The sequence below is a fragment of the Paludibacterium denitrificans genome, assembly GCF_009707705.1.
GTDB classification, from domain to species: Bacteria; Pseudomonadota; Gammaproteobacteria; order Burkholderiales; family Chromobacteriaceae; genus Paludibacterium_A; species Paludibacterium_A denitrificans.
This window is the reverse complement of the sequence record NZ_WLYX01000001.1, coordinates 1,276,951-1,302,456: the sequence shown is the minus strand read 5'-3', so window position 1 is coordinate 1,302,456 and position 25,506 is coordinate 1,276,951. Positions and strand designations below refer to the sequence as shown.

29 protein-coding genes and 11 pseudogenes are annotated in these 25,506 nt (G+C 60.5%); 13 read left to right on the top strand and 27 right to left on the bottom strand.

The window, feature by feature from the left end; translation table 11 throughout:
• The first annotated feature begins 74 nt into the window (after positions 1–74).
• The 3 genes and pseudogenes from GKE73_RS08675 to GKE73_RS08655 all read left to right on the top strand — a co-directional run bounded on the left by GKE73_RS08675 (position 75) and on the right by GKE73_RS08655 (position 2,774).
• Positions 75–2,224, top strand: a pseudogene (locus tag GKE73_RS08675) (phosphoenolpyruvate carboxylase).
• A 53-nt stretch (positions 2,225–2,277) separates the two neighbouring features.
• Positions 2,278–2,358 (top strand): annotated as a pseudogene (locus GKE73_RS08660) (phosphoenolpyruvate carboxylase); the annotation flags it as partial.
• A gap of 59 nt (positions 2,359–2,417) precedes the next feature.
• Positions 2,418–2,774 (top strand): phosphoenolpyruvate carboxylase, encoded by a 357-nt coding sequence (locus GKE73_RS08655; RefSeq protein ID WP_230369749.1) that lies wholly within the window; start codon positions 2,418–2,420, stop codon positions 2,772–2,774.
• 139 nt (positions 2,775–2,913) lie between these two features.
• Here GKE73_RS08655 and GKE73_RS08650 read toward each other — a convergent pair whose 3' ends face one another.
• Positions 2,914–3,453 carry a protoglobin domain-containing protein gene (locus GKE73_RS08650; protein ID WP_230369748.1) on the bottom strand — a complete coding sequence of 180 codons (540 nt, stop codon included), beginning with the start codon at positions 3,451–3,453 and terminating at the stop codon, positions 2,914–2,916.
• Positions 3,454–3,659: 206 nt separating this feature from the next.
• Here GKE73_RS08650 and argH point away from each other — a divergent pair.
• Positions 3,660–5,042 (top strand): annotated as a pseudogene (argH, locus tag GKE73_RS08645) (argininosuccinate lyase).
• A 182-nt stretch (positions 5,043–5,224) separates the two neighbouring features.
• Complete coding sequence (locus tag GKE73_RS08640) at positions 5,225–5,989, top strand: DeoR/GlpR family DNA-binding transcription regulator (RefSeq protein WP_230369747.1); 765 nt, start codon at positions 5,225–5,227, stop codon at positions 5,987–5,989.
• Between the two features lie 198 nt (positions 5,990–6,187).
• On the opposite strand, the gene GKE73_RS08635 is transcribed toward GKE73_RS08640, so the two are convergent.
• Both GKE73_RS08635 and GKE73_RS08630 read right to left on the bottom strand, forming a co-directional pair.
• On the bottom strand, positions 6,188–6,991 hold the full coding sequence (locus GKE73_RS08635) for a GGDEF domain-containing response regulator (RefSeq protein ID WP_230369746.1): 804 nt from the start codon (positions 6,989–6,991) through the stop codon (positions 6,188–6,190).
• The gene (locus GKE73_RS08630; protein WP_230369745.1) at positions 6,934–7,665 is read right to left on the bottom strand and encodes a hypothetical protein; all 732 of its coding nucleotides are present in this window, start codon (positions 7,663–7,665) and stop codon (positions 6,934–6,936) included. Before GKE73_RS08630 ends, GKE73_RS08635 begins: the two co-directional genes overlap by 58 nt.
• A 119-nt stretch (positions 7,666–7,784) precedes the next feature.
• Between GKE73_RS08630 and GKE73_RS08625 the strand changes: the two are divergent.
• Positions 7,785–9,713, top strand: a pseudogene (locus GKE73_RS08625) (ribonuclease catalytic domain-containing protein).
• Positions 9,714–9,798: 85 nt separating this feature from the next.
• On the opposite strand, the gene GKE73_RS23075 reads toward GKE73_RS08625, so the two are convergent.
• The 7 genes from GKE73_RS23075 to GKE73_RS08595 form a co-directional block, all read right to left on the bottom strand.
• Complete coding sequence (locus GKE73_RS23075; RefSeq protein WP_312854410.1) at positions 9,799–9,930, bottom strand: DsrE family protein; 132 nt, start codon at positions 9,928–9,930, stop codon at positions 9,799–9,801.
• Positions 9,890–10,153 (bottom strand): DsrE family protein, encoded by a 264-nt coding sequence (locus GKE73_RS08615; RefSeq protein WP_280954848.1) that lies wholly within the window; start codon positions 10,151–10,153, stop codon positions 9,890–9,892. The genes GKE73_RS23075 and GKE73_RS08615 overlap by 41 nt, the downstream gene beginning before the upstream one ends.
• Before the next feature lie 101 nt (positions 10,154–10,254).
• A complete protein-coding gene (locus GKE73_RS23070; RefSeq protein ID WP_280954847.1) occupies positions 10,255–10,380 on the bottom strand; it encodes a hypothetical protein in 126 nt (41 codons plus the stop codon).
• On the bottom strand, positions 10,380–10,943 hold the full coding sequence (locus GKE73_RS08610) for a ferric reductase-like transmembrane domain-containing protein (RefSeq protein WP_230369742.1): 564 nt from the start codon (positions 10,941–10,943) through the stop codon (positions 10,380–10,382). The genes GKE73_RS23070 and GKE73_RS08610 overlap by 1 nt, the downstream gene beginning before the upstream one ends.
• Complete coding sequence (locus tag GKE73_RS08605; protein WP_230369741.1) at positions 10,940–11,140, bottom strand: hypothetical protein; 201 nt, start codon at positions 11,138–11,140, stop codon at positions 10,940–10,942. Before GKE73_RS08605 ends, GKE73_RS08610 begins: the two co-directional genes overlap by 4 nt.
• Positions 11,141–11,290: 150 nt before the next feature.
• Positions 11,291–11,545, bottom strand: coding sequence for a hypothetical protein (locus tag GKE73_RS08600; RefSeq protein ID WP_230369740.1), 255 nt, complete (start codon positions 11,543–11,545; stop codon positions 11,291–11,293).
• A gap of 114 nt (positions 11,546–11,659) precedes the next feature.
• Complete coding sequence (locus GKE73_RS08595) at positions 11,660–11,908, bottom strand: MGMT family protein (protein WP_230371444.1); 249 nt, start codon at positions 11,906–11,908, stop codon at positions 11,660–11,662.
• Here GKE73_RS08595 and GKE73_RS08590 point away from each other — a divergent pair.
• The gene (locus tag GKE73_RS08590) at positions 11,837–12,016 is read left to right on the top strand and encodes a hypothetical protein (RefSeq protein ID WP_230369739.1); all 180 of its coding nucleotides are present in this window, start codon (positions 11,837–11,839) and stop codon (positions 12,014–12,016) included. The two genes, GKE73_RS08595 and GKE73_RS08590, sit on opposite strands and share 72 nt — an antisense overlap.
• Here the strand turns inward: GKE73_RS08590 and GKE73_RS08585 are convergent.
• A pseudogene (locus tag GKE73_RS08585) lies at positions 11,994–12,640 on the bottom strand (MBL fold metallo-hydrolase). The gene GKE73_RS08590 and the pseudogene GKE73_RS08585 sit on opposite strands and share 23 nt — an antisense overlap.
• A 3-nt stretch (positions 12,641–12,643) precedes the next feature.
• Here GKE73_RS08585 and GKE73_RS08580 point away from each other — a divergent pair.
• Both GKE73_RS08580 and GKE73_RS08575 read left to right on the top strand, forming a co-directional pair.
• Positions 12,644–13,003, top strand: coding sequence for a class I SAM-dependent methyltransferase (locus GKE73_RS08580; RefSeq protein WP_230369738.1), 360 nt, complete (start codon positions 12,644–12,646; stop codon positions 13,001–13,003).
• A 62-nt stretch (positions 13,004–13,065) separates the two neighbouring features.
• Positions 13,066–13,623 (top strand): class I SAM-dependent methyltransferase, encoded by a 558-nt coding sequence (locus tag GKE73_RS08575; RefSeq protein WP_230369737.1) that lies wholly within the window; start codon positions 13,066–13,068, stop codon positions 13,621–13,623.
• Positions 13,624–13,777: 154 nt separating this feature from the next.
• Here the strand turns inward: GKE73_RS08575 and GKE73_RS08570 are convergent, their stop codons facing one another.
• The 10 genes and pseudogenes from GKE73_RS08570 to GKE73_RS08545 form a co-directional block, all read right to left on the bottom strand.
• Positions 13,778–13,927: a GIY-YIG nuclease family protein gene (locus GKE73_RS08570; protein WP_230369736.1), complete on the bottom strand. Its 150-nt coding sequence runs from the start codon at positions 13,925–13,927 to the stop codon at positions 13,778–13,780.
• Positions 13,920–15,463, bottom strand: a pseudogene (locus GKE73_RS08565) (TerC family protein). The gene GKE73_RS08570 and the pseudogene GKE73_RS08565 overlap by 8 nt, the downstream one beginning before the upstream one ends.
• A gap of 169 nt (positions 15,464–15,632) precedes the next feature.
• Positions 15,633–16,010: a cytochrome c biogenesis protein CcsA gene (ccsA, locus tag GKE73_RS23065; RefSeq protein ID WP_280954846.1), complete on the bottom strand. Its 378-nt coding sequence runs from the start codon at positions 16,008–16,010 to the stop codon at positions 15,633–15,635.
• Complete coding sequence (gene ccsA / locus GKE73_RS23060; protein WP_280954845.1) at positions 15,959–16,654, bottom strand: cytochrome c biogenesis protein CcsA; 696 nt, start codon at positions 16,652–16,654, stop codon at positions 15,959–15,961. Before ccsA (GKE73_RS23060) ends, ccsA (GKE73_RS23065) begins: the two co-directional genes overlap by 52 nt.
• Positions 16,655–16,777: 123 nt before the next feature.
• Positions 16,778–17,137: a cytochrome c biogenesis ResB family protein gene (locus tag GKE73_RS08555; protein ID WP_230369735.1), complete on the bottom strand. Its 360-nt coding sequence runs from the start codon at positions 17,135–17,137 to the stop codon at positions 16,778–16,780.
• Positions 17,134–17,685, bottom strand: a complete 552-nt coding sequence (locus GKE73_RS23055; RefSeq protein ID WP_280954844.1) for a cytochrome c biogenesis ResB family protein — start codon at positions 17,683–17,685, stop codon at positions 17,134–17,136. The genes GKE73_RS08555 and GKE73_RS23055 overlap by 4 nt, the downstream gene beginning before the upstream one ends.
• A 2-nt stretch (positions 17,686–17,687) precedes the next feature.
• A pseudogene (locus GKE73_RS23050) lies at positions 17,688–18,082 on the bottom strand (cytochrome c biogenesis ResB family protein).
• Positions 18,073–18,270, bottom strand: a complete 198-nt coding sequence (locus GKE73_RS23045) for a hypothetical protein (RefSeq protein WP_280955261.1) — start codon at positions 18,268–18,270, stop codon at positions 18,073–18,075. The pseudogene GKE73_RS23050 and the gene GKE73_RS23045 overlap by 10 nt, the downstream one beginning before the upstream one ends.
• A gap of 27 nt (positions 18,271–18,297) precedes the next feature.
• Positions 18,298–18,731: pseudogene (locus GKE73_RS23040) on the bottom strand (cytochrome c biogenesis ResB family protein); the annotation flags it as partial.
• A gap of 130 nt (positions 18,732–18,861) precedes the next feature.
• Positions 18,862–19,476 carry a c-type cytochrome gene (locus GKE73_RS08545; RefSeq protein WP_230369734.1) on the bottom strand — a complete coding sequence of 205 codons (615 nt, stop codon included), beginning with the start codon at positions 19,474–19,476 and terminating at the stop codon, positions 18,862–18,864.
• Between the two features lie 90 nt (positions 19,477–19,566).
• On the opposite strand from GKE73_RS08545, the pseudogene yihA reads away from it, so the two are divergent.
• Positions 19,567–20,190, top strand: a pseudogene (yihA, locus tag GKE73_RS08540) (ribosome biogenesis GTP-binding protein YihA/YsxC).
• Positions 20,191–20,613: 423 nt separating this feature from the next.
• Here yihA and GKE73_RS24700 read toward each other — a convergent pair.
• The 5 genes and pseudogenes from GKE73_RS24700 to GKE73_RS08515 form a co-directional block, all read right to left on the bottom strand.
• A complete protein-coding gene (locus GKE73_RS24700) occupies positions 20,614–21,204 on the bottom strand; it encodes a septal ring lytic transglycosylase RlpA family protein (RefSeq protein WP_230369733.1) in 591 nt (196 codons plus the stop codon).
• Between the two features lie 88 nt (positions 21,205–21,292).
• Positions 21,293–21,757, bottom strand: a complete 465-nt coding sequence (locus GKE73_RS08530) for a tRNA (cytidine(34)-2'-O)-methyltransferase (protein WP_230371443.1) — start codon at positions 21,755–21,757, stop codon at positions 21,293–21,295.
• 40 nt (positions 21,758–21,797) lie between these two features.
• On the bottom strand, positions 21,798–22,061 hold the full coding sequence (locus GKE73_RS08525) for a ComF family protein (RefSeq protein ID WP_230369732.1): 264 nt from the start codon (positions 22,059–22,061) through the stop codon (positions 21,798–21,800).
• Between the two features lie 83 nt (positions 22,062–22,144).
• Complete coding sequence (locus tag GKE73_RS08520) at positions 22,145–22,336, bottom strand: hypothetical protein (RefSeq protein WP_230371555.1); 192 nt, start codon at positions 22,334–22,336, stop codon at positions 22,145–22,147.
• Positions 22,337–22,370: 34 nt separating this feature from the next.
• A pseudogene (locus GKE73_RS08515) lies at positions 22,371–22,505 on the bottom strand (ComF family protein); the annotation flags it as partial.
• 115 nt (positions 22,506–22,620) lie between these two features.
• On the opposite strand from GKE73_RS08515, the pseudogene bioB reads away from it, so the two are divergent.
• The 3 genes and pseudogenes from bioB to GKE73_RS23035 all read left to right on the top strand — a co-directional run bounded on the left by bioB (position 22,621) and on the right by GKE73_RS23035 (position 24,888).
• Positions 22,621–23,611: pseudogene (gene bioB, locus GKE73_RS08510) on the top strand (biotin synthase BioB).
• Positions 23,612–23,722: 111 nt separating this feature from the next.
• Positions 23,723–24,493, top strand: coding sequence for an aminotransferase class I/II-fold pyridoxal phosphate-dependent enzyme (locus GKE73_RS08505; protein WP_280954843.1), 771 nt, complete (start codon positions 23,723–23,725; stop codon positions 24,491–24,493).
• Positions 24,490–24,888, top strand: coding sequence for an aminotransferase class I/II-fold pyridoxal phosphate-dependent enzyme (locus tag GKE73_RS23035; protein WP_312854409.1), 399 nt, complete (start codon positions 24,490–24,492; stop codon positions 24,886–24,888). Before GKE73_RS08505 ends, GKE73_RS23035 begins: the two co-directional genes overlap by 4 nt.
• Positions 24,889–24,928: 40 nt before the next feature.
• Here GKE73_RS23035 and GKE73_RS25555 read toward each other — a convergent pair whose 3' ends face one another.
• Positions 24,929–25,327, bottom strand: a complete 399-nt coding sequence (locus tag GKE73_RS25555) for a hypothetical protein (RefSeq protein ID WP_376767308.1) — start codon at positions 25,325–25,327, stop codon at positions 24,929–24,931.
• Between the last annotated feature and the right edge of the window lie 179 nt (positions 25,328–25,506).

Genomic DNA, 25,506 nt, shown 5'->3' with positions numbered 1-25,506 from the left:
AAAACGTTTGGCCTGACGGTGTTGCTACCCCGAATGCCGCCGGGCCGCCCATACAATGGACAGGAGAGAAAACCATGACGGACCAGGACAAGGATTTACCCCTCAGGCAGGATTTGCTGCGGCTTGACCGCCTGCTGGGCGAGGTATTGCAGGAACAGGAAGGGCCGCAGGTCTATCAGGAAATGCGCGCCATCGCACAACGTCAGGGCGCGGAGCGTACCCAGCCGCTGCCGGACAGCCTGAGCGCCGAAGCCGCCACCGCGCTGGTGCGTGCCTGTGGCCTGTATGCCCAGCTGTTCAACATCGCCGAGGACCTGCACCACACCCGCCGCCGTAAGCGTGCCCATCGGCTGGCCGGTTCGGCGCCGCAGCAGGGCAGTTTCAATCGCGCCCTGTCGCGCCTGAAGCAAAACGGTGTCAGCTTTGCCGCCTTGTCCGAGGCGCTGCAAAACGCCTATGTCGGTGCGATTCTCACCGCCCACCCGACCGAAGTGCAGCGCCAGAGCGTGCTGGATGGCCATCGCGCAGTGCGCAAGTTTCTGACCCAGCTCAACGCCGGTGATGTCACGCCGGAAGAAGAGCGCGAGCTGGACGCCAAGCTCAAACGCGTGATTCTGGTGTTGTGGCAAACCTCGGAAATCCGTCACTTCAAGCTATCGGTCAAGGACGAGATCGAAAATGGCGTGGCTTATCACCCGCTGACCTTCTTCAGCGCGCTGCCGCGGCTGTACGAGCAGCTGTCGCACGAGGTGCAGGCCACTTGGGGTGAAACCCCGCAATTGCCGTCGTTCATCCGCGTTGGCAGCTGGATTGGCGGCGACCGCGATGGCAACCCCAATGTCGATGCCGACGTATTGCGCCATGCCATTACCCGCCAGGCCGAAGTGGCCTTTGCCCACTACCAGTACGAACTGGCGGCGCTGTACCGCGAATGGTCGCTGTCGGCGCGCCATGTCAGCGTCAGTGCGGCGGTGCAGGTGTTGGCCGACGCCACGCCGGATCTGGCGGAAAGCCGCCGTGAAGAACCTTACCGCCGCGCGTTGGCCAGCATCGAGGCGCGTTTGGCCGCTACCGCCGCCGCGCTGGGCGTGCCGGTGACCAACCGCTGGCCGGGGGCAACGCCGTATGCCAATTGCCAAGCCTTGCAGGCCGATCTGACGGCGTTGGCTGGCTCGTTGCGCGACAACGGCAGCGCGCTGTTGGCCGAAGGCCGTCTGGCCCGCCTGATCCGCGCCGTGGACGTGTTTGGCTTCTTCCTGATGCCGCTGGACTTGCGTCAGTTCTCTGGCAGCCACGAAGCGGTGGTGAGCGAGCTGCTGGCCAAGGCCGGGCTGGAGGAGTACGCCGCACTGGACGAAGCGGCGCGTATCCGCGTGCTGCTACGCGAGCTGGCGACGCCGCGGCTGTTGTATTCGCCTTATCTGCAATACAGCGCCGAAACGCAAAAAGAGCTGGCCATTTTCCGTGAAGCCGCGCGCATTCAGGCTGCATTCGGGCAGGACGCCATCGGCCAGAGCATCATTTCCAACTGCGCCAGCGTGAGCGACATTCTGGAACTGGCGCTGACGCTCAAGGAAACCGGGCTGATCCGGCTGGTGGATGGCCAGCCGGTGGCGAGCCTCAATCTGGTGCCGCTGTTCGAGATGATTGCCGATCTGGATGCCGTAGCGAGATCATGGACGCGCTGTTTGCGCTGCCATGGTATCAGTTGTTGCTCAAGAGCCGCGGCATGATGCAGGAAGTGATGTTGGGCTATTCCGACAGCAACAAGGACGGCGGTTATCTCACCAGCCAGTGGGAGCTGTATCAGGCCGAAAAACGTCTGGTGAAGAGCTTCGAGCAGGTAGGCGTCAAGCTGCGCCTGTTCCACGGCCGTGGCGGCTCGGTGGGCCGTGGCGGCGGGCCGTCGTTTGAAGCCATCATGGCGCAGTAAGCTGGCAGCGTGGCCGGGCGCATTCGCATTACCGAGCAGGGCGAAGTGATCGCCTCCAAGTACGCCAACCCGGACATCGGTGCGCGCAATCTGGAAGCGCTGGTAGCCGCGACGCTGGAAGCCAGCCTCACCTCGCATCCGGGCAGCGAGAGCGGCGAGAGCGTGTTTGCCGAACTGTCCGGCCACGCCTATCGCGCCTACCGTGAGCTGGTGGAAACACCGGGATTCATGCAGTACTTCCCGGAAGCCACGCCGATCAATGCCATCGCCAAACTCAACATCGGCAGCTAAGGGCATCGCGCAAGAGTCTGGCGTCGATCAAGGATCTGCGCGCCATTCCGTGGGTGTTCTCCCGGTCGCAATCACGGGTGATGTTGCCGGGTTGGTTTGGTTTTGGCTCGGCGGTGGCGGCGTTCATCGCCAGCCATGGCGACGAAGGGCTGGCGCAGCTGAAAGGCTTGTATCACTCCTCGCCGTTCTTCCGGTGGTGCTCTCCAACATGGAGCAGGTATTGGCCAAGGCTGATCTGGGTATCGCGCGCCGCTTTGCCGAACTGGTGGACGACACCACGTTGGCCGAAGCGTTGTTCCAGCGCATCGAAGCGGAATGGCAGAAAACCCACGATGCCTTCTTTGCCATTACCGGCCAGTCGTGCCTGCTGGAGCACAACCCGACGCTGCGCCGCAGTCTGGAGACGCGCCTGCCGTATCTGGATGCGCTCAACCTGCTGCAGGTGGACTTGCTGCGTCGCCTGCGTGAGCAGCCGGACGATGCCGAGGTGCTGTATGCCATCCACCTGACCATCAACGGCATGTCGGCTGGACTGCGCAACAGCGGCTGATCGAGCATGACCGGTGGCGAAGCGCCCGCTTTGCCACCAGTTAGCGAGGCTGAACCATGCCCAACTCGCCGCGTCGTTGAGCGGTGGGTTGGGCATTTTGCCGTTCACGCGCCGGGTTGGCCGAAACGGCTGACAGCGGCTAGACCGTCATCAGGCGGTCCAGCAGTGCACGGGAAATGCCCATGACGCTCATCATTTGTTTGAAATAGGCACGGTCGATCAGGTAGTGGCACAGGTCGAGCACACGCAGTACCGAACCGGTGCACTCGCTCAGTGGTTCGGGCAACTGGTCGGCACATTCTTCCAGCAGCAGCGGAATTTCAGCCCGCAAAAAGCTCATGCTGGACGAGACAAACAGCGTTGGCACTTTGACCTTGACGTGCACAAAGCCGATTTTTTCCTGACGAGCGATGAAGTCTGCGCCGTAGTCGCCGCAAAACAGGTCTTGCAGCCACATGACATGCGTGGCTTTCAACATGTCGATGCGCCCTTCCAGATGTGGCGCGATTTGCGGGTCGGTCAGCAATTGCGTGTAAAAATGATCGGTCAGCTTCGGCAGGTGCGGGATGACCACCGGTCCGAGTTGAGCCAGTAAGCTGGCATCGTCGGCACTCAAGTGGCCAATGCGTAAGAAGGTTTCCAGTTCGTTGTCTTCGAGGGGTGTTGCAGATGGGGTCATGGGGATTTCAGCGCTGGGTTGTCCGGGGGAAACCCGGTTATATTTATATGGATAGCAGTATCAGCCATTCATCATAATCCAATGACCTGAGTAGGGGAATGCCGTGCGGCGTGGCGGCGGTTTCGCTGTTGCCCACTAGCCCCGCCGGGCTGGCGCTGGCATAGTATCGGCTTCGCCTGTGCATAACCCCCGTAGGACACCCTGTCATGCAAGATCAACACGCCTGGTCCGGCCGTTTTTCCGAACCGGTTTCCGAACTCGTCAAGAAATACACTGCCTCTGTCGACTTTGACCAAAGGTTGGCCGAATTCGATATCGAAGGCTCGCTGGCCCATGCCACCATGCTGAACAAGGCCGGGGTGCTCTCCGATGATGACGTCGCCGCCATCCGCCGCGGCATGGCCGAGATTCTGGACGATATCCGCGCTTACAAAGTTCGAGTGGAGCGTGGATCTGGAAGACGTGCACATGAACGTCGAGCGCCGCCTGACCGACAAGATCGGCGACGGCAAGCGCCTGCACACTGGCCGTTCGCGCAATGACCAGGTGGCCACCGATATCCGTCTGTGGCTGCGCGCGCAGATCGACACCATCGTGCCGCTGATCGGCGAACTGCAAACCAGCTTGCTGGACTTGGCCGAAGCCAATGCCGAAACCGTGATGCCGGGCTTCACCCACCTGCAAGTGGCGCAGCCGGTGACGTTTGGCCACCACATGCTGGCCTATGTGGAAATGCTGACGCGTGACGCCGAACGCATGGTCGACTGCCGCAAGCGCGTCAATCGCCTGCCGCTGGGCGCCGCCGCCCGGCCGGTACCACGTATCCGATCAACCGTCTTTACACCGCCGAGCTGCTGCAGTTTGAAGACGTCTGCCAGAACTCGCTGGATGCCGTGTCCGATCGCGACTTCGCCATCGAATTCACCGCTGCCGCCAGCCTGGTGATGATCCACTTGTCGCGCCTGTCGGAAGAACTGATCCTGTGGATGAGCCCGCGCGTCGGCTTCATCGACATCGCCGACCGCTTCTGTACCGGCAGCTCGATCATGCCGCAGAAGAAGAACCCGGACGTGCCGGAGCTGGTGCGCGGCAAATCCGGTCGTGTGATCGGCCACCTGATCGCGCTGACCACGCTGATGAAATCGCAGCCGCTGGCTTACAACAAGGACAATCAGGAAGACAAAGAGCCGCTGTTCGATACCGTGGACACCCTGATCGATACCCTGCGCATCTACGCCGACATGATGCGCGGCATCACCGTCAAACCGGCTGCCATGCGTGCCGCCGTGTTGCAGGGTTTTGCCACGGCCACCGATCTGGCCGACTATCTGGTGAAAAAAGGCCTGCCGTTCCGTGACAGCCACGAAGTGGTGGCACTGGCGGTGCGGTTTGCCGAAGGCAAGGGCGTGGATCTGGCTGATCTGCCGTTGGCCGAACTGCAAACCTTCAGCCCGCTGATTGCCGACGACATCTACGCCGTGCTGACGCCGGAAGGCAGCCTGGCGCAGCGTGACCACGTTGGCGGCACGGCGCCGAAGCAGGTGCGTGCGCAGATCGCCCGTCACCGCGCGCGTCTGGCGGCGAACTGACCACTGCGTTACCTGCCCGAAAAACCGCCATCGGCCTTGATGGCGGTTTTTTTATGCGTGCGTGGTGGGCACATGGTGGCAGGTAATGTGGGTGGCGATTGGCGCCACCGGCGCCGCGAATTTGCTCATGAAGGGAAAAATATGTTACTAAACACTCCATGATTTTCGGATTCGAATCACCCATGAGCCGCTCTCCCCGTCACGACAAGATTCTCCAGCTGGTCCGCGAAAACGGATTCATGCCCATTGAAGAACTGGCGCGTATTCTGGATGTGACGCCGCAGACGATCCGTCGCGACATCAACCAGCTGTGCGAGGCCAACCTGTTGCGTCGCTATCACGGCGGCGCGGCGTTGGGCAGCAGCGTGGAAAATGAAGATTATTTCGCGCGCAAAGGAAAATTCCAGAACGAAAAAGCGCATATTGCCGACATGATCGCCAGCAGCATTCCCGATCATGCGTCGCTGTTCATGAGCATCGGCACCACCATCGAGGCGGTGGCACAGGCGCTGGCGGCCACGCACAAGGGCCTGCGCGTGATCACCAACAATATCCATGTGGCCTCCACCATGTCGGCCAACCCGGATTTCAACGTGCTGATCACCTCCGGCGTGGTGCGCGCCTCCGACGGCGGCATTACCGGGGTGGCCACGCTCGACTTCATCAACCAGTTCAAGGTGGATTACGCCATTCTCGGCGTGTCCGGCATTGAACCGGATGGCTCGCTGCTCGACTTCGACTACCGCGAAGTACGGGTGGCACAGGCGATGATGGCCAACGCGCGCCACCGCTATCTGGCGGCTGACCATAGCAAGTTTGGCCGTAACGCTCTGGTACGCATGGGCCATATCAGCGAATTTCAGACGGTGTTTACCAATGCCGAGCCGCCGGAAGCGCTGGCCAAGATTCTGACCGATCACAACGTGCGACTGGTGATGACTGACTGATCCGGCATCGTGGTCGTTGTAACAAAAAACCCGTCATTGACGGGTTTTTTGTTGGGAGCAAGGTTGGCCGAAACTGGCTTCAGCTGGCCAGCTTCAGTTCTACGCGATTGCGGCCGTTGCGTTTGGCCTGATACAGCATCTTGTCGGCCTGTTGCATCAGGCTGATGGAATCTTGTGCCGTTGCCAGCGAGCTGATGCCTAAGCGCTGAAGGTTTGATAGAAGGTGGCGCCCGGGCCGCGCTGGCAGAGTTGGCCGAAATCATGCAGCAGGTGGCGCATGATCTCCCCACTTTGTTCCACCGGCGTGCCCGGCAGGATGATGGCAAATTCTTCGCCACCATAACGGCCGATCAGGTCGGTACGGCGTAACCGTTCGCGCAGGAAGCGCGCCAGATTGACCAGCACCTCGTCGCCGATCTGGTGGCCGTAGTTGTCGTTGATGTTCTTGAACTTGTCCAGATCGATCATCACCAGCGACAGGGGCTTGTTGTCGCGCCGTGCACGCAGGATTTCGTATTCCAGCTGCGCGTGCAGGTACGAATGGTTGAGCAGGCCGGTCAGGCTGTCGTTGATGATGTAGGCGCGCAGCTTGCGATAGCGGCGTGCCCGGCCGACGGCGGTGAGCACCAGCTCGTCCGGTGCCACCGGCTTGGTGAGAAAACCGTCGACCCCCAGCGTCAGTGTGTCCAACTGGATCTGCGGGCTTTTTTCCACCGACAGGAACACGATGGGGATGCCGTCCAGCAGGTGTTGCTGGCGGATGACGCTGGCCAGCTCCATGCCATTACAGCCCGGCATGTACATATCCATCAGGATCAGGTCGGGGCGGAACTGCGCCAGCACCTCCGGCACCCGTTCCGGCTGGGCAACCGATTGGGTGCGCACGCCGTGTGCCTCGAGCACGCTGGCGTACAGCCCGCCGATGGAAGCCATGTCGTCCACGATCAGCACGCGTAGCGGGTCGCGTTTTTCTCCCAGATCGCCAAAGCACAGGCTATCCACCAGCTCGTGTGCCAGCAGCGGCCGGACAGGTAACCGGCGCCGCCTGCCCGTACTGCCTTGAGGCGGGAGTGGAAGTCGCGCTGTGGCGAGGTGAGGATCAGCGGGCAGAACTGGCGGATGGTCGGCGCCGGGGTGAGGATGGGGTCCGGTTCGGTGAATTCGCTATAGGCGACCACCGCCGCCGGTGTGGCCTGTTGCAGCGCTTGTGCCAGTTTGGCGGCTTCGTGCAGCACCAGTACCTCGAAGCCGTAACAGCTCAGCTGCTCCTGCAGGGTCTGTGCATCAAAGTCGCGGGGCAGCCACAGGTAGAGCCGTTGCGGCTCATCCGGCGGCAGCAGGGCCGGGCAGTCATGGCGTACCGGTTCTTGCCCGCTCATCACTCCCAGCTGGGTAACGCTGCCCAGATAATGGCGCAGCGTGCCATAGCGCAATTCTCGGCCCGGATCGTTGCCTTCATTCAGCAGCCAGCCTTGCAACAGGCTGGTGAGCCGGGTGATTTCGTAGCCGATCTCGGCACTGTCATCCCGGTGGATGAAATAGCCCAACTCCACCAGCAGTGCTTGCAGATGTGTCGCGAGCGAGCGATCCCAGCGGGTAACGAGCATGTTGCCGAGGCGATCGATTTCCCGTGAGAGGTGTTCGCGTTGCTGGAGTGGCGTCAAAAGGCTGTTCATCGCAGGCGTGTATCAGAAATATGACACTGATTAGTGTACCTGAATTGGCCCGATCTCTGGCGCAGCAGGACTAGGCAAACTGGTATAATTCGCGCCAATTACCACAGGTTGGCATGTTGATGAACGTCTTTTACGAAGAGAGCGGCAATTTCAAGGTCGGCAGCATTGTGTCGCGCAATGATGCCAGCTTGCAGGTGGATACCCAGCACGGCAAGCGCGCCAAGGTCAAATCGGCCAATGTATTTCTGGAGTTCAGTGCTCCGCTAGGCGAGTTCCTGACCGAGGTGGAACGGCTGGCCGAGGATATCGATCTGGACTTCCTGTGGGAGTGCAGCGGCGACGATGAGTTTGGCTACCAGACGCTGGCCGAAGATTATTGGGGCCATGCCCCGTCCACGGCGGAAGCGGCCGCCATCATCACCCGCCTGTTCAGCGCACCGATGTACTTCTACAAGAAGGGCAAGGGGCGTTACAAGAAAGCGCCGGAAGAGGCGTTGAAGGCGGCGCTGGCTGGCATCGAGCGCAAGAAACGTGAGCAGGAACAGATTGATGTCTGGGTGGCGGAGCTCAAGAACGGTGGCCTGCCCGACGCCATCCGCGCCCAGTTGATGGCCTTGTTGTGGAAGCCGGACAAAAGCACGCTGGAATTCAAGGCTTTTGATCAGGCGGCACGCGAGCTTGGCCTGCCGCCGCTGAGGTTGGCCGAAAAGGTCGGTGGCATCCCGTCGGTGCCGGATTACCTGATGGTAAGCTTCCTCATGGAGTATTTCCCCAAGGGCACCGGCTTTGGCAAATATGCCCCGGCCACCCTGCCGGAAGAACTGCCCTGCGCCAGCGTGCATGCCTTCTCCATCGATGACACGCACACCACCGAAATCGACGATGCGCTGTCGCTCCAGCCGCTGGACAACGGCAATACCCGTGTCGGCATCCACATTGCCGCGCCGACGCTGGGCGTGGCGCCGGGCTCCGACATCGAGAAGCTGGTGCTCAACCGCCTCTCCACCGTGTATTTCCCCGGCGACAAGATCACCATGCTGCCGGACGACGTGGTGGACGTGTTCACCCTGAAAGAAGGCTACGACTGCCCGGCACTGAGCCTGTATGTCGAAGTGACGCCGGAATTCGAGCCAATCACCTTCGAAAACCGCATCGAGAAAGTGCGCATCGCCGCCAACCTGCGCCACGATCAGCTGGAGCAGGTGTTTAACGAAGACACGCTGCTGAACGATCCGGGCATTGATTACCCGTTCAAGCAGGAACTGATCTGGCTGTGGCAGTTTGCCGTGGCACTGGAAAAACGTCGCGGCAAGTACGACCCGACGCGGCCGGTGCAGATGGATTACAACTTCCATGTGGTAGACGGCAAGGTCGAGATCACCCGGCGCAAGCGTGGCGCGCCGATGGACAAGCTGGTGTCGGAACTGATGATTCTGGCCAACAGCGAATGGGGCCGCATGTTGGCCGAAGCCGACATTCCCGGCATGTACCGCGCACAAAGCATGGGCAAGGTGCGCATGACCACCCGCCCGGAACCGCACATCGGGCTGGGGGTGAAGCAATACGCCTGGTCCACGTCGCCGCTGCGCCGCGCCACCGATTTCATCAACCAGCGCCAGCTGACGGCGATGATCCGTGGCGACAAGCCGGAATTCGAGCAGGGCGACGCCATGCTGTTTGCCATCCTGCGCGATTTCGACACCACCTACTCGGCCTATCTGTCGTTCCAGGACCGCATGGAATACTTCTGGTGCCTGCGCTGGTTCAGCCGGAAGGCATCCACGACCCGACCGCTACCTACATCAAGGATGATCTGGTACGTATCGATGGCGTGCCGATGCGCGTGCGCATTCCGGGTCTGCCGGTGCTGAACCCGGGCGACCGCATCCACCTGACGATTCTGCGCATTGATGAACTGATGCAGGAAATCGAATTCCGCTTTAGCCGTGGTGGGCCATGTGGCGGTAGCGCCGGAGGAAAACGAGGAAGGTGAACCGGAAAACAGTGAGGACAGCGAAGACAGCAGCGCCAGCGACGATGCTTCCTGAGTGAGATAGCCGTTTTGCCGTGAGGTAACGTTGGCCGAAGTGCTTGCAAGCGCTTCGGCCAACTTCGTTTTGGCACTACCGCTGGTTAGAAGCTGAGTACCTTGTCGGCTTGCAGGGTCAACTGCGCCAGCCCCGGCATGGTGCCGATGGAGACGCCCGGCAGCAGCAGGCTCTCGTTAATGCCACGCGCGTCCAGACAGGTGCGGCAGGCATACACGGCCACGCCCTGTTGTGCCAGTTCGGCCAACATCTGGCCAAGCGGCAGGCCGCTCAACGGTTTGTTGCCCGGCCAGCGCGGTGGAGACTGCGTCGGAGACGAGGAAAATGGAAAGTTCCGGCGCGGCGGCATCGGCCGCCAGCGTGGTCGCCAGACGCAAGGCAGTCAGCGTGCGTTCGCTGCCATAGGGCGGCGCATTCAGGATAAACAGGATTTTCTGCATGGATGAGACTCCGCAAAAGCAAGGGTAAAGATCGGCATTATTCTACGCCCGGGGCATGGCGCGGCGGCAGGCTTTCCCCGCCGTGCCGGTATGCCGCCAGCTCAACGCCAGTTAAAGGCTTCGGCGTGAAACGCCTCGGCAGCCAGCCCCTGTGCCTGCAGGCCCTGACGCAGGTGATGGCCAAACGCGGCCGGACCGCAGAACCAGACTTCGGTGTCGGCGCTCATCAGCGGTTGCAGGCTGGCCTCCAGACGTCCTTCGCGCTGGCTATCCCAGCGGTGCAGCGTGACACCGGCTTGCCGCGCCGGGCTTCCAGCCGTGAGCCAAAGGCGGCGCTTTGCTGATCGTTGCTGCAATAAAAACACTCGACCGCCGCTGTGCCACCGCCACGGGCCGCCAGCTCTTCCAGCCGGGCCAGAAATGGCGTGATGCCAATGCCGCTTACCACCCAGATTTGCGGTTTGTCCGCCGTGCCAAAGTCGAAGCCGCCATACGGCCCTTCTATGGTCACTGCCATGCCCGGTTGTAGCCGCGTGGCCAGTTCGCGGGTGTAATCGCCCAGCCCCTTGATGCCAAAACACAGCTCGCCGCCGTCTTGCCAGTGTGAGGCGATGGTGAACGGATGCGCGCCTTCCTTGCGGTCGGTAGTCAGTAGGGCAAACTGGTAGGCTTTGTGGCCGGGCCAATGGCCAAGCGGTTTGCAGTGCAGCAGCAACGTGTCGTCGGCTTCGTTTTCCAGCGTCTCGACCACGGCGTCAATGCGGCGCTGTTGGCCAATGCGGCCGCTCAACGACCAGACCCCAACCAGCACCATAAGCGCGATGGACAAACCGCCCAGCACGTGGCTGCACGCCACCATTCGGCCGGGATGAAAATGGCCGAGTGGTACGCCCCCATCAGGCAGATGACGCCAAACGCCTTGTGCACCGGGCGGAACGCACGGTACGGCACGCGCTTGAGCAGGGCGATGACCACCAGCGCCATCATGATGTAACCGGCCCATTCCCCGGCCAGCCCGGCCAGTTCACGCCAGTGGCGGCGCCTTGGCGCCGTGGCGCAACGGGCCGACGATCAGGTGCAATTTGGCCAGTTGCTTGGGTAGCCATTCCAGTTGCCAGTGCAGCAGCACCAGCACGCTCAAGCAGCAATGCCCAGCCGTTTGTGCAGCCGGTAAACGCGATCCAGCCCGCCCAGCCAGCGCTCAATCAGGCTGAGGCGGGTTGCCAGTACGCCGCCCGCCGCCATGAAGCCGATCAGCAGCAAGCCGCTCAACGGTATGGCCTGACGCCGGAACGTCCATAAATCGTGCACGGCCAGCAGCGTGTCGTGCGGTACGCTCAGATACCAGCCTGCGCCGAACAACGCCGCCAAGATCAGTAGAGGGTATTTCATCGCCAATCCATCCATAACGCATAAACTAAAACCATTTAAGCACAATGGTTTTAGCTGGTCGTGTCGGCGCGGTGGAAAAGCATTAACGAATGTTACGCGGGCAGGGAAAATGGCTCAGGGTTGGCCGAAATAGCCGTCCGGCCAGCCGTAGTGCCGGAGGTTGATGCTGCCGTTGGCCGACAGCTCGATGCCATCAGCCTCTAACAGCAGCCGTTGCCAGTCGGCCTCCGGGGTGCCCGGTCGTGCCACCCGGCCACTGGTGTTGATGACGCGAAACCACGGCAGGCCGCTATGGTCTGGCAGCTCGCGCAGCAGCCGTCCGACATGGCGGGCGTGGCGCGGGTAACCGGCCTGTGCCGCCAGCGCGCCGTAAGTGGTGACGCGCCCGGCCTAAGCAGCTGTTGCAGGATGGCCAGAACGCGCGCGGCAAATTCGGGCGGCATGGCGGTTAGCGGTAACGGGCGCTGCTGACAAACGGGTTGTGACGTTTTTCCTCGCCCAGCGTGGTGAGCGGGCCGTGGCCGGTGATCACCGGGTTTCGTCCGGCAGGGCAAACAGCTTTTGCTCGATGGCATCCAGCAGTTGCTGGTGGTTGCCCATGGGGAAATCGGTGCGGCCGATCGAGCCTTGGAACAACACATCACCCGCGACCAGCAGATGCGCGCTGGCGCTGTAGAACACCACATGGCCGGGCGTGTGGCCGGGGCAATGCAGCACTTGCAGGGTTTCGTTGCCGATGCTGATCTGATCGCCTTCTTCCAGCCAGCGGTCCGGCACCAGCGGTGCGCTGGGCGGGAAACCGAACATCTGTCCCTGATGCGGCAGCTGGTCCAGCCAGAAGCTTTCGGCGCGTTGCGGGCCTTCAATCGGCACGTTCAGGCTGGCGGCCAGGCTGGCGCAGGCACCGGCGTGGTCGATATGGCCATGGGTCAGCAGCAGTTTTTCCACCGTCAGCTTGTGTTGCTCGACAAATTGGCGAATCAGGTCGATGTCACCGGCATCGACCACGGCGGCGCGGCGGCTAACGTCGCACCACAGAACACTGCAATTCTGGGCAAACGGGGTGACGGGGATTACGTGATACTGCAGGGCCATGGCGTGCTCATCCGGGAGAAAACCGCAGGATTGTGGCATGACCGGCGTTTTCGGCCAACCTTGTCACGCCTGCCGTTGGCGTGCCTGCGACATTTGCTGCCGCCGCAAGCGGAGCGGGCTGGTAAAATTGGCCAATTACCCATATCGCCGGACGCCGTCATGAGCCTGATTCCCGAAATCAAACCGCAGCAATCGATCGAACTGCTCAAGGAGCTGCACATCCTCACCCGCGACGGCAAGATCAATCAGGATACCCGCCGCAAGCTCAAGCAGGTGTATCACCTGTACCAGTTTATCGAGCCGTTGCTGCAGGATGTACTCAACGACAAGGGCGAGCTGACGCTGGCCGACCACGGTGCTTAAGCAAGTCGTATCTGGGCTTCATCCTGTACGACCTGTTTCTCAAGGACAAAGACGCTGGCTGGGTGTACGGCATTGAAACGCGTGAAGAGCTGGTCACGCGCTCGCGCGAGCTGGCCGCGCGTCTGGGCTTTGAGCGCATGGGCTTTCTCAACCTGACGGTGGAACAATCCATCACCTCGCCGCAATTACCGGCACAGGTGGATATCGTCACTGCGCTGCATGCCTGCAATACTGCCACCGACGATGCCATCCGCTTTGCACTGGCCAAGGAAGCGCGCTACATCGTGCTGGTGCCGTGCTGTCAGGCCGAAGTGGCGGCGGTGCTGCGCCAGAAGAAAAACGAAACCTTTGGCAAGACCGCGCTGTCGGAATTGTGGCGTCACCCGATCCAGACCCGCGAGTTTGGCAGCCACCTGACCAACGTGTTGCGCTGCCTGCAACTGGAGGCGCGCGGCTATCAGGTAACGGTGACGGAGCTGGTGGGCTGGGAACACTCGATGAAGAACGAGCTGATCATTGCCAAGAAAACCGGCAAGGGCAAGGCCAGTGCGCGTGAACGGCAGGAGGCAATCCTGCATGAGCTGAATCTGGACGAGTTGCGCGAGCGTTTCGTTTACTGATTGACCTGCTGTGCCGCCAGCCAGGGCGCGTTTGGCGGCGGCATCCAGCCGCTTTACCGCGGCTTCGGCTTGCAGCGCCGCACCCTTGTCCGCACATTCCAGCACCAGCGCCAGCCGTTCGGGCGGGTGCATGCGCGTGTAGCGTGCGCCCTGCTTAGCCGCAGTGTGCGGCATAACGGCGTGCCACATCGTTGCTGATGCCGGTGTACAGGCTGCCGCCGCGGCATTTCAGTACGTAGAGAAACCACGGCGCAGGGTTGGCCGAAAGCGCGGTTTCGGCCAACTTGGACGGCGAATCAGTCATCGTTCAGGCTGGTATCTTCTTCGCGCCGAATGCTGACGCGCTCGGTACGGTTGCCGCGCTGGTCGGTAACGCGGAAGATCCAGTGGTTGAGGGTAACCTCGTCGCCATCGCGCGGGATGCGCTGCAAGCGGTCCATGAACAGCCCGGCGACGGTGTGGAAGTCCTCGCTGTCGAAGTCGCCCAGATCGATGTATTGCTCCAGCGTCACCAGTTCCAGACTGCCTTCCACGTCCAGACTGCCATCATCCAGCTGTACCACGGCTGGCAGTTCGTTCTGTTCGTGCTCTTCCGGAAACTCGCTTAAGCAATGGCTTCCATCAGGTCTTTCAGCGCGACAATCCCTTCCAGACTGCCAAATTCGTTGACGACAAACGCCAGATCCGCCGCCTGCTGGCGGAAGCTCTCCAGCGCCTTGAGCACGGTGACGCTTTCCGGTAGCACCAGCGGCTGGCGCAACGCGGCCAGTACATTCAGCTCCTGACCATCCAGTAGCTGCGCCAGCAGATCCTTGCGCGCCACAATGCCCAGCGGCTCGTCGATACTGCCGTTGCCTACCACCACCAGCCGCGAATACGGGCTGGTGCGCAGCACCTGACGCTGTTGTTCCAGCGGCTGGCTGATATCCAGCCGGTGAATGTCGGCCCGCGGCGTGGCCACCACGCGAATCGGCCGTTCGGCCAACGTCAGCACGCTGTGGATCATCGCCCGTTCGTTCTGGGCAAATACCTGCTCGCCTTCCTCGCTGCCGTGCTCGTCGCTGCTGCTGTCGTCATCATGGGCATGGTTGCTGCTGCGGCCGCCCAGCAGACCCAGCACGGCATCGGCCGTGCGTGAGCGGAAGCTGTTGCGGCTGTTGAGGTAGCGGACGCGATTGACGTTGGCCACCTGATTGAAGGCTTCCACCAGCACGGAAAAGCCGATGGCGGCGTACAGGTAACCTTTGGGAATATGGAAGCCGAAGCCGTCGGCCACCAGGCTGAAACCGATCATCAGCAGGAAACCCAGACACAGCATCACCACCGTCGGGTGGGCGTTGACGAAGCGGGTGAGCGGCTTGCTGGCCATGATCATCATGGCCATGGCAATCACCACTGCCAGCATCATGACCGGCAAATGCTCGGCCATTCCGATGGCGGTAATCACCGAGTCGATGGAGAACACTGCATCCAGTACCAGAATCTGCACCACCACGGTCACAAACCCGGCGTACATCTTCTGGCCGCCGCTTTCTTCCTCGGTATGCCCCTCCAGCCGTTCGTGCAGTTCCATGGTGCCTTTGAACAGCAGGAAGACTCCGCCAATCAGCATGATCAGGTCACGCCAGGAGAAAGTCTGGCCCAGCAGGCTAAACAGCGGGTCGGTCAGGGTCACCAGCCAGCTCATGCTGGCCAGCAGGCCAAGGCGCAGCACCAGCGCCAGTGACAGCCCCATGACGCGCGCGCGGTCACGCTGCTGCGGCGGCAGTTTTTCCGACAGAATGGCGACAAAAATCAGGTTGTCGACGCCCAGCACCACCTCCAGCACGATCAACGTCAAGAGGCCAAGCCGGCCGAAGGGTCAGACAGCCGGAAACATCCATGATGAAAAGAGTCAGTCCTTGCAATAAAAACGCTGTCAAGCATACCAAATGTCTATGACAGCTTCAGGGTGATTCATAAAAAAGCCCCGCAAGGCGGGGCTTTTCGGTCATTCGGTAGCACCGTGCTCAGAGGCCGCCGTAGGAATGCAGGCCGGACAGGAACATGTTGACGCCGAGGAAAGCAAAGCTGGTGACAAACACCCCGATCACCGCCCACCAGGCCAGCGGCGCACCGCGCCAGCCCTTGACCAAGCGGATATGCAGCCAGGCCGCGTAGTTCAGCCAGACAATCAGCGCCCGGTTTCCTTCGGGTCCCAGCTCCAGTAGCCGCCCCAGGGCATCAGCCGCCCACATCGCCCCCAGAATGGTGGCAATGGTGAAGAACAGGAAGCCGACGGCGATGGCTTTGTACATGACTTCATCCAGCACCTCGGCGGACGGCAGCTTGCCTTTCAGGTAGCCCTTGAGCACCAGCAGCTCGGCAATCCCCAGCATCGCCGCCATAGAGAACGCGCCATAGCCGACAAAGTTGGTAAGCTAACGTGGATTTTCATCCACCACGATTGCAGCGCCGGGATCAGCGGGCGAATTTCATGGGCCTGACGGTCGAAGGTGTACCACAGGATGAAACCCACCGCGGCCGAGATCACCAGCAACACGAAGGCCCCCATCTGGCGGGCGGCAAACTTGGCTTCGTAGTACAGGTACATCAGTGCCGTGATCAGGCAGAACAGGATGAACACTTCATACAGGTTGGATACCGGTACGTGGCCGATATCGCTACCGATCAGGTAGCTTTCGTACCAGCGCACAAACAGCCCGGCAAAGCCCAGTACCGCGGCCGACCAGGTCAGGCCGGAACCCATGCGCCCCAGCAGCTCGGAGCGCGAGAGCAACCCCATCCAGTACACCAGAGTGGCCAGATAGAACAGCGTGCACATCCACATGATGGCGGACTGGCTGGACAACAGGTATTTCAGCCAGAACGCCGACTGGCCACGGCTCAAGTCACCGTGATACAGGTTGACGCCCAGCAGCGCCACAGCACCGACCACCGGGAAGAACACCCGCCAGGCTTTCCAGAACCAGCCGAGCGCCACCAGTCCGACCGCAGCACCGGCCAGAATGGCCTGCTCGTAGCCGTCCATGAAGGCGCCGTACAGGTGATAGGTATAGCTTAGCCGCCATCAGCATGGCCAGCGCGTACAGCCAGTCGAACGGGCTGAGTCGCTTCAGCAGCGACGGGTTGTCAAAAGACTGGGCGAGTTCCATTACGCACCTCTTGCAAGCTGTTTGATGGCGTCGGACTGACGCGCGAAATCATTGTCCAGATCACGGTTATGACGGTTCGAGGTCATGGCCACGCGCACGCTACCGGCACGTACACGCACCCACAGCCGGACTTCACGTACGTAGAACATCAGGATGATACCCAGCACCAGCATCAGCGAACCGAGATAAACCAGCGTTTTGCCCGGCGAACGGGTCAGTTGCAGGCCGGAAGCTTGGACCTGATCAAAACCGGTCAGTTGCAGGAACACCGGTGCCTTGTAGTCGTGCATGGCGCTGACGGCGACCAGGCTATCCAGCAAGAAGCGGTAATGACGGCTGTCCAGCGTTATCGGCTTCAAGCCTTCTCGTTGGCCACATCCATCACATCCACCACCGAGCCTTGCAGGATTTTGATGTAAGTCTGCGCCACGGCCTGACGTTTGTCTTGCGGCACACGGTCATCCAGGAATTTTTCCAGTGCGGCAAAGCCACCTTCGTTAAAGCGGGCCAGAATCCATTTCACGCTGTTGCGGAACTGTTGCTGCGTGTCGGCGCTGATGGCGGCACCCTTCATGGCCTTGGCGGTGGCGCGTGTGGCGATCTCGTCGTACAGCGCCGGGTTCATGAAGGCGGCGCGCAGGCGCATGAAGCTGTCGATCGACATTTGGTCATCCAGCGGCAGACGCAGATACTGGAACGGCTCCGACACCTTGTTGCGTACCCCGGCAATCAGGTAGCTGGCGCCGTCCTGCTGGATCGGCGACATGTAGTGGTGGAATTCCACTGCCTGCCCCTGCTTGTCGCGCAGCTTGAAGGTAATCGACGGCCCGACGTTCTTCACCGCCTTATCATGCTTTACTTCGCGCGCATCTTTCATGCGTTGCGACAGCGATTTCTTAAGCGCCATCCTTAGCCGCTCATGTCCTCGACGTTGAACACCCGCAGTTCACCAAACTCTAGCGTGTAATCCCGGCCGTTGGCGCGCAGCGGCTGGTTGCCCATGGACACGCCCTTGACGTCAACCGCCGCCATCTGCGGCGCGTCCAGGTTCCACGCCTTTAGTCGCAGCGGCGAGCCGCCGTCGCCGAAACTGGCCTGATAGATGGCCACGCCGTTGACGATCAGCGGATGGTTGACCTTGACCGGGCCTCGGTGGTTTTGCCGCTGGCCTTGTCGGTAACGATGATGTCGCTGGCAAACAGCTTCGGCATGCCGTTGCTGTAGTAGTCGACATAGAATTTCTTCAGTGTCACGGTAAACGGCAGGTCTTGTACCAGATAGCCGTTGCCGGAATTCAGGAACACCACGTCGGCGCTCTTGTTCTCCGCGATGGTGACATTGCCGCGGAACGACAGGTTGGCGGTGGACAGCTTTGCTCCGGAATCTGGCTTTGCGCAATGTCACGCGTTTCCGGCACAACCTTGCCCACCAGTTCGGCCAGCTTGAGCGGCAGGTTGCCGTCGATCAGGCCGCCGATACAGATCACCACCATTGCAATGTGGGCAAAGAAATAGCCCAGCTTGCTGGCCGCGCCTTTTTGGCCGCCAGCATGATGCTGCCGTCGTCACGCGTGTGTTCGCGCCAACGGTAGCCTTGCTGGCGCAGATAGTGACGTACGCCATCAAGGTTGGCCGAATCGATGTCGAATTCTGCGCTGTGCTGCATGGCGGCCAGTGACGAGTCGGATGCTTTCTCGCGGAAGGCCTTCATGTCCTTGAGGAAGCCCGGCCCGTTACGCAGGATGCACAGCGTGGTCGAGATCACCAGAAAGGCCAGAATGGTGAGAAACCAGCCCGAGTGATAAACATCGTACAGCCCCAGTTTTTCAAACACGGTAAACCAGTATTGACCGAATTCGAAGGTGTAATTGGGGTAGGGTTCGTTCTGCTTGAGCACCGTGCCGATCACCGAAGCGATGGCAATGATGGTCAGCAGGCCGATGGCGAACCGCATTGAGCTGAGCAGCTCATACAGCGAGTAGGCAACAATATTACGGCTGTTTTTTTTCATAATCGGCTAAATAAAAAAGGGAAGCCCGGTCCGGGGCTTCCCTTTTGAACATGGTTAGGCGCAAAAGTTGCGCTTAACGGAGACCCGAAATGTATTCGGCCACAGCCTTCATTTCGGCATCGCTCATGCGGGAAGCAATATCCGACATGGTGGGGTTCTTGCGAGCGGTCCCCACCTTGAAGTCGTTCAGCTGCTTGGCAATGTAAGCGGCGTGCTGGCTGCCCAGACGCGGGAACTGGTCCGGGATACCCTTGCCAGCCGGGCCGTGACAGGCCATGCAGGCCGGTACGTGGGTGTAGCTGTTGCCAGCCTGGTAAATCTTCTTGCCCAGCGGCATCTGGGTCTTGTCGGAGGCTTCGCGGGCCTTCGGCTTCTGCTGGCTGAAGTAGGCGGTAACGTTCAGCATGTCCGCATCGGACAGCGTCGCTGCCATGCCCATCATGGTCGGGTTGTTACGGGTACCGGCCTTGAAGTTCTTCAACTGGGTGAGCAGGTAAGCCTCGGTGTTGCCCCGCCGGGTCGGGTTGGCCGACGCAACGCTATTACCGTCAGCGCCGTGACAGGCAGCACATACCGTGTCCACGATTTGCTTGCCTTTTACCGGATCACCCTTGCTAACCGGCTGGTTGGCCAGCGCAGAGCCAGCTAGGGTTGCCGCAGCCATCGCCAACAGCATCATACGTTTCATGGTCGCTCCTTGAGGGGAATTCGTAAATATCTGTGAAAGTGGCAATTTCAAACCTGTTATTCTATACCAACTGATTTCACCCTTACTACTATGTCGATTTTTCAAAACGCCAGTTTCTTCACCACCGTCAACCATTTGAAGGACCTTCCGCCCACTGCGGCGGAGGTTGCTTTCGTCGGACGGTCCAATGTTAAGCAAGTCCAGCGCCCTCAATACGCTGGCTAATCGCACCCGGCTGGCCTACGTTTCCAAGACGCCCGGCCGCACGCAGCATATCAACTTCTTTGACCTCGGGCGGCAGCGTTTTCTGGTGGATCTGCCGGGCTATGGCTACGCCCGGTGCCGGAAGCCGTGCGGGCGCACTGGGTGGAGCTGTTGGGGCGTTACCTGCAAACCCGGCAAAGCCTGATCGGCCTGTTGCTGATCATGGATGCCCGCCATCCGCTCAAGGAGCTGGATCGCAAGATGCTGGAATTCTTTCGCGTCACGGGGCGACCGGTGCACATTCTGCTGTCCAAGGCCGACAAATTTTCGCGGCAGGAGCAAATGAAGGTCCTGACTTCGGTCAAACGCGAGCTCAAGGATTACCCCGGCGTCTCGGTGCAATTGTTTTCCAGCCTGAAAAAAACCGGGGTAGAAGAGGTGGAAGCCGTGGTGTCGCGCTGGTTTGATGACTATCTGGGTCCGGCCGAGGCCGAAGTGGCCAGCGAGTGACGGAACTTTGCAGCCACTGGCGCACCTAAGTTAGCAGGTGCTCTGGCACCTCCCGCTCGCCTCCCTGAGCGGGGGCCTTACGCTGACATCTAAGGCTTTTGCCCCGGCGCAGTCATTGCCGGGGCTTTTTGTTGCCTGATGGACATGAAAAAAGGCGAAGGAGGTTTCCTTCGCCTTTGGGTGATACAGCTCGGCCCCTGCCGGGTTCTGTTTATCACTGCCGATGCACGTTAGGTCTTGATGCGGAGCTGGCCGCTGCCTGCTGTGATGTGCATGGCCCGAATCACACCGCGTCCGGGTGTGGGGCACCGGGATGTGCTCGTCATGGCTGACTGAGCAACGTCCCCGGCACCGCTGGCCGTTATCCCCCCAACAACGTCGGAACGTTGGCCAACTGGGGCGGCCGGTTGGGTGGCTAAACGCTTAGCCTGCTGTCCCGGCTGGATTGCTGACCGGACGGGTGGCCACTTCTCCCCCATTGGCAGGCCATACCCGTTCTACGGCGACTTTGGCGCTGCCTTGCTGGATGAAGCCCAGCTTGCTGGCCGCGGCGTAGGACAGATCCATCATGCGGCTCTTGTGGAACGGGCCGCGGTCGTTGATGCGCACGATTACCGATTCGCCATTTTTCAGGTTTGTCACCCCGGCGTAACTAGGGATCGGTAAAGTAGGGTGCGCGGCGGTCATGGCATACATGTCGTAGCGTTCGCCCGACGTGGTTCTTCTGCCATGAAACTTTTTGCCGTACCAAGAGGCACGACCAGTGGCTTTAAACGGCTTGTCACTGGTGTCAGGGCGGAAGCTCATGCCCATTGCCGCGTAGGGCAGATTGGCCGCTTTGATCAGCGGCTCCGTCTGCGGGACGGCATCGGGAACCAGATTCAGATTGACGGGGATATGTTCCGCCAGATCATCTTTCTGGAAATAGGCTCCGTTTCTGACAACGGTCTTTTTTGTCGGCTGGGCCGACGAGGGGCTGGTAGCACTGGCTGTCTTCACAGTGGAACAGGCCACAAGCACAAGACTGACGAACACTAGCCACAGCCATCGGAGTACAGGTTTCATAGACCTCCCTTATGCTGTTGGGCCAACCTGTGAACTGTCAGCTTCCTCCCTCGAATCCGATCTGCCGCCACGCCTCGAATACCATCACAGCAACGGCATTGGAGAGGTTGAGGCTTCTCGATTGGGGACGCATCGGCAAACGAACCCGATGTTGCGGAGGCAAAGACTCCAGCACATCTTGCGGCAAGCCGCGGGATTCAGGCCCGAACAATAAGACGTCCCCGGGCAGGAAAGTGATCTGGTCGTGACGCGTGGCGCCCTTGGTCGTGGCGGCAAAAATTCGCCGTCCCTGCAAGGTGGCAAGACACGCATCCCAGTTTTCGTGGACAACGACTCGGGCATATTCGTGGTAATCGAGCCCGGCGCGTCGCAACTTGGCATCGTCCAATGGGAAACCCATCGGTTTGACCAGATGCAGTTCACAGCCGGTGTTGGCACATAAACGAATCACATTGCCCGTATTGGGCGGTATTTCCGGCTGAAAAAGAACAACAGTGAACATCGTTGGCAGGTCGGATTGTTCCAAGGAATCAAAAAGTTGGTCAAGTTTTTGGGGGAAATGCCTTGGCAAGTACCCATGCATCCACCCGTTTTGCCCCCTGTTTTTTGAGGGTTTCGGCCAGTGCCGAGAGGGTGGCGCCGCTAGTGGCCACATCGTCCACGATGGCAACGCAAAGCCCGTCGAGCCGTCGTTTTACGCCAAACGCATCGCGGACATTTTTGAGCCGCGCGGCGCGTTTGAGCGACGCCTGAGACGATGTGTTGTATTTTCGCCAACACAAGTTGGCCGAAAAACAGCTTTGCATTGTACCAGCGATTGCTCGCGCCAGCTCATCACTCTGATTGAAGCCCCGTTCTGCAAGTCGTTCTTTTGCCAAGGGAACAGGTATTACCGGTCACTTTTCCGGCCGTTTTGTCGGGTAAAATCGGCCATGAGACCACCCAGCACCCCTGCCATTTCCAGCCGTTTTCCGTACTTGAAAGCATGAATCAGGCCATCCGGGGTAGCCAAAAACATAGGGAGCGTGTAGGGCGTCAAAGGCGGGCGGATGGCGTTGGCAGTGGCCGCAGAGCTGACCATTGGCAACCGGCTCGGCACAGCGCGGGCAGTGCGCAGCGGGGAGGGTGGGCAGGCTGTTTCGGCAGGCCGGACACAGGCCATTGATGGCGTTGTGGCCGTGACATAATAGACATGGCTGATTAATAAACGAGCAGTTGTCAATTAATAGCCTTGTTATGTTTGACAGCATGGCCATGCCCCCTCAAGATTTTGCCTGTTGCAGCACATTACCCATTATTTCAGAACCCGGTGCGGCCGCCCCATGAGCGCGGTGGTAGCGGGTGCTCTCCCGTATCAGGAGCGTTATGTCTACTTCGTCTTCCCCCATTACGTTTGCCCGTCCCGCCACCCCGCATCCGGCTGCCAAAACCTGGTCGGTAGCGGATATCGAGGCGCTGCTGTCGCTGCCGTTCATGGAGCTGGTGTTCCGTGCCGCCGAGGTGCACCGCCAGTTTTTTGATCCGACCAAGGTACAGCTGTCCACGCTGATTTCCATCAAGACCGGTGGCTGTCCGGAAGATTGTGGTTACTGTCCGCAATCGGTGCATCACGACACTCCGGTGGAAGAGCAGCCGATGATGACGGTGGATGAGGTGATTGCCGCCGCGCGTACCGCCAAGGCCAATGGCGCCGGGCGTTTTTGCATGGGCGCCGCCCGGCGTGGCCCGAAGGATGCCGATCTGGAGCAGACCTTGCGCATGGTGAGCGAGGTGAAGGCGCTGGGCATGGAAACCTGTGCCACGTTTGGTTTGTTGAAAGACGGCCGGGCGGAGCAGTTAAAAGAAGCCGGGCTGGATTTCTATAATCACAATCTGGATACCGCACCGGACAAGTACGCAGACATCATCCAGACGCGCGAGTATGAAGACCGTCTGGATACACTGGGCAAGGTGCGCAGCGCCGGTTTGTCGGTGTGCTGCGGGGGGGATTGTCGGCCTGAATGACACCCGTCATGACCGTGCCGGTTTGATTGCCCAGCTTGCCAATTTGACGCCGCCGCCGGAGTCGGTGCCGATCAACAATCTGGTCAAGGTGACGGGTACGCCGCTGGAGGGTGCCGACAACATCGATTGGACCGAGTTTGTGCGTACCATTGCGGTGGCGCGCCTGACCATGCCGCAGAGCTATGTGCGCCTGTCTGCCGGGCGGCGCGAAATGCCGGAAGCCATGCAGGCGCTCTGTTTCTCGGCGGGTGCCAACTCCATCTTTTATGGCGATAAATTGTTGACGACCGGCAACCCGGACGTGGACGCTGACCGGGTACTGATGGAAAAACTTGACCTGTCGCCGTTATAATTAACAGTTTAAGAATAATCTAATACTTGAAACTCACGCCTTATATATAGATGAGGGTTTCAAGCGCTGGATTCGGCCAACCTTTAGCATGGGCCCTGAGCCCGTTTCATCATGCAATCTGAACAACTTTCGGCCGCGTTGCTAGCGTTGGAAGGCGAGCACCGCCGGCGTCAGCGCCATGTGCTGGAAACGCCGCAGCAGCCCGAAGTGGTGGTGGATGGCAAACCTTATCTAGCGTTTGCCAGTAACGATTATCTGGGGCTGGCCAACCATCCGGCCTTGATTGCCGCCGCCCAGCAGGGCCTGGCGCGCTGGGGGCTGGGTGGCGGCTCATCCCATCTGGTGTCCGGCCACTTTGCCGCGCATGAAGAAGCCGAACAGGCGTTGGCGCGTTTTGTGCGCTGTGAGGCGGCGCTATTGTTTGGTTCTGGCTATGCCGCCAATCTGGCGGTGATTGCCAGCCTGGTGGGGCGTGGCGATGCGGTGTTTGCCGATCGCCTCAATCATGCGTCGCTGAATGACGGCTGTGTGCTGTCGCGTGCCACGTTCAAGCGTTTCCGCCATAACGACCTGACGCATCTGCGCCAGTTACTGGAATCCACTCCGGCACGGCGTCGGCTGATCGCGGTTGATGCGGTCTACAGCATGGATGGCGACGAGGCGCCGCTCAAGGGCTTGCTGGAGTTGGCCGAAACCTACGATGCCTGGCTGTATGTGGACGATGCCCACGGCTTTGGCGTGTTGGGCGAGGGGCATGGCTCGTTGGTGGATGCCGGTTTGTCCAGCCCGCGACTGATCTATATGGCCACGCTGGGCAAGGCGGCCGGGGTGGCGGGCGCTTTTGTGGAAGCTAAACGGAATTGCTGGTGGAGTGGCTGGTGAACAGCGCACGCACCTACATTTTTACCACGGCCCAGCCACCGGCACTGGCCGAAGCGGTTAAGGCCAGTTTGACGCTGATAGCGGAGGAAAGCTGGCGGCGCGAGCGATTGCAGCAACTGGTAGCCTGCATGCAACAGCTCATGACGGGTAGTTATTATCGTTTAAACGCTTCACGGACGGCGATTCAGCCACTTATTATAGGCAGCAATGAGCAGGCTCTGTCATTGGCCGAACGGCTGCGACAGGCGGGCTTCTGGGTGCCATCGATTCGGCCGCCCACGGTGCCACAAGGCACCGCCCGCTTGCGCGTGTCGTTGTCTGCTGCGCATACCTTGCCGCAGCTGGAAGCGTTGCTGCACTGTGTGTTGCAATCTGCAGGCGGTCAGGAAGTGTGATGACAGGGCGTCGCCAGTCGGGAGGGGCGGGCGGGAACTGTCATTCTCCGGAATATCCGGCTAACACAGACGACGATAATGACCTTAAATAGCGCGGCAGAGTACCGGATACGCCCGAGCAGGCCGCTCGGCAGGCCTTGCAGTGGCTGGAGCGCCAGCCCGGTCTGCTGGCGGCGGCGGTGTGGGGCAAACTGGGGGCGGTCTGGCAGCGGCTGGGAAGCTGGGGGCTGGCCGATAGCCTGCCTACTGCCGCCGAACTGGAAAGTGGCCGTTTGCCCGGGCCGGACGCCGGTGCGCTGGCCTTGACCGGCTCGCAGGGCAATCTCGGCTGGCTGGTGTGGCGCGGGTCCGCACCCGATGGCATGGCGGAAATGGCGAGCCTGTTGACCGGCCATTTGCTCAGCGCCGCGCTGCGCACCGAACAATCGCTGTCGCGCATTACCAACGAAGCCCTGCTGGAAATCAGCCAATTGGCCGCCGAGGCCACGACGCTGGACGACCTGATCCCACGCCTGCCTCCGCTTTTGCGCCGTCTGGTGGACGCGCAGCATTTCTATATCGCCTGCTATGACGCCGAAGCGGGCGCCTTGAGTTTTCCGTTTTATGCCGATGCGGCCC

Bases quoted from the DNA above. Each gene is read 5' to 3' on its own strand.
- ccsA (WP_280954845.1), bottom strand. From the start codon at position 16,654: ATGGACGGCTACGAGCAGGCCATTCTGGCCGGTGCTGCGGTCGGACTG.
- ccsA (WP_280954846.1), bottom strand. From the start codon at position 16,010: ATGGCGGCGATGCTGGGGATTGCCGAGCTGCTGGTGCTCAAGGGCTAC.
- GKE73_RS08530 (WP_230371443.1), bottom strand. From the start codon at position 21,757: ATGTTCACTGTTGTTCTTTTTCAGCCGGAAATACCGCCCAATACGGGC.
- GKE73_RS08615 (WP_280954848.1), bottom strand. From the start codon at position 10,153: ATGCAGAAAATCCTGTTTATCCTGAATGCGCCGCCCTATGGCAGCGAA.
- GKE73_RS08570 (WP_230369736.1), bottom strand. From the start codon at position 13,927: ATGACTGATTCGCCGTCCAAGTTGGCCGAAACCGCGCTTTCGGCCAAC.
- GKE73_RS08545 (WP_230369734.1), bottom strand. From the start codon at position 19,476: ATGAAACGTATGATGCTGTTGGCGATGGCTGCGGCAACCCTAGCTGGC.
- GKE73_RS23055 (WP_280954844.1), bottom strand. From the start codon at position 17,685: ATGGCGCTTAAGAAATCGCTGTCGCAACGCATGAAAGATGCGCGCGAA.
- GKE73_RS08505 (WP_280954843.1), top strand. From the start codon at position 23,723: ATGCAATCTGAACAACTTTCGGCCGCGTTGCTAGCGTTGGAAGGCGAG.
- GKE73_RS08520 (WP_230371555.1), bottom strand. From the start codon at position 22,336: ATGGTCAGCTCTGCGGCCACTGCCAACGCCATCCGCCCGCCTTTGACG.
- GKE73_RS08650 (WP_230369748.1), bottom strand. From the start codon at position 3,453: ATGACCCCATCTGCAACACCCCTCGAAGACAACGAACTGGAAACCTTC.
- GKE73_RS08630 (WP_230369745.1), bottom strand. From the start codon at position 7,665: ATGAACAGCCTTTTGACGCCACTCCAGCAACGCGAACACCTCTCACGG.
- GKE73_RS23070 (WP_280954847.1), bottom strand. From the start codon at position 10,380: ATGAGCGCCGACACCGAAGTCTGGTTCTGCGGTCCGGCCGCGTTTGGC.
- GKE73_RS08600 (WP_230369740.1), bottom strand. From the start codon at position 11,545: ATGAAATACCCTCTACTGATCTTGGCGGCGTTGTTCGGCGCAGGCTGG.
- GKE73_RS23045 (WP_280955261.1), bottom strand. From the start codon at position 18,270: ATGGTGGTGATCTGTATCGGCGGCCTGATCGACGGCAACCTGCCGCTC.
- GKE73_RS08605 (WP_230369741.1), bottom strand. From the start codon at position 11,140: ATGATGGCGCTGGTGGTCATCGCCCTGCTCAAGCGCGTGCCGTACCGT.
- GKE73_RS08525 (WP_230369732.1), bottom strand. From the start codon at position 22,061: ATGCAAAGCTGTTTTTCGGCCAACTTGTGTTGGCGAAAATACAACACA.
- GKE73_RS08590 (WP_230369739.1), top strand. From the start codon at position 11,837: ATGGTCTGGCAGCTCGCGCAGCAGCCGTCCGACATGGCGGGCGTGGCG.
- GKE73_RS25555 (WP_376767308.1), bottom strand. From the start codon at position 25,327: ATGCGCGACAGCGATTGTTCGGTGCGCAGCGCGGCGCTGAGCAAATGG.
- GKE73_RS08640 (WP_230369747.1), top strand. From the start codon at position 5,225: ATGAGCCGCTCTCCCCGTCACGACAAGATTCTCCAGCTGGTCCGCGAA.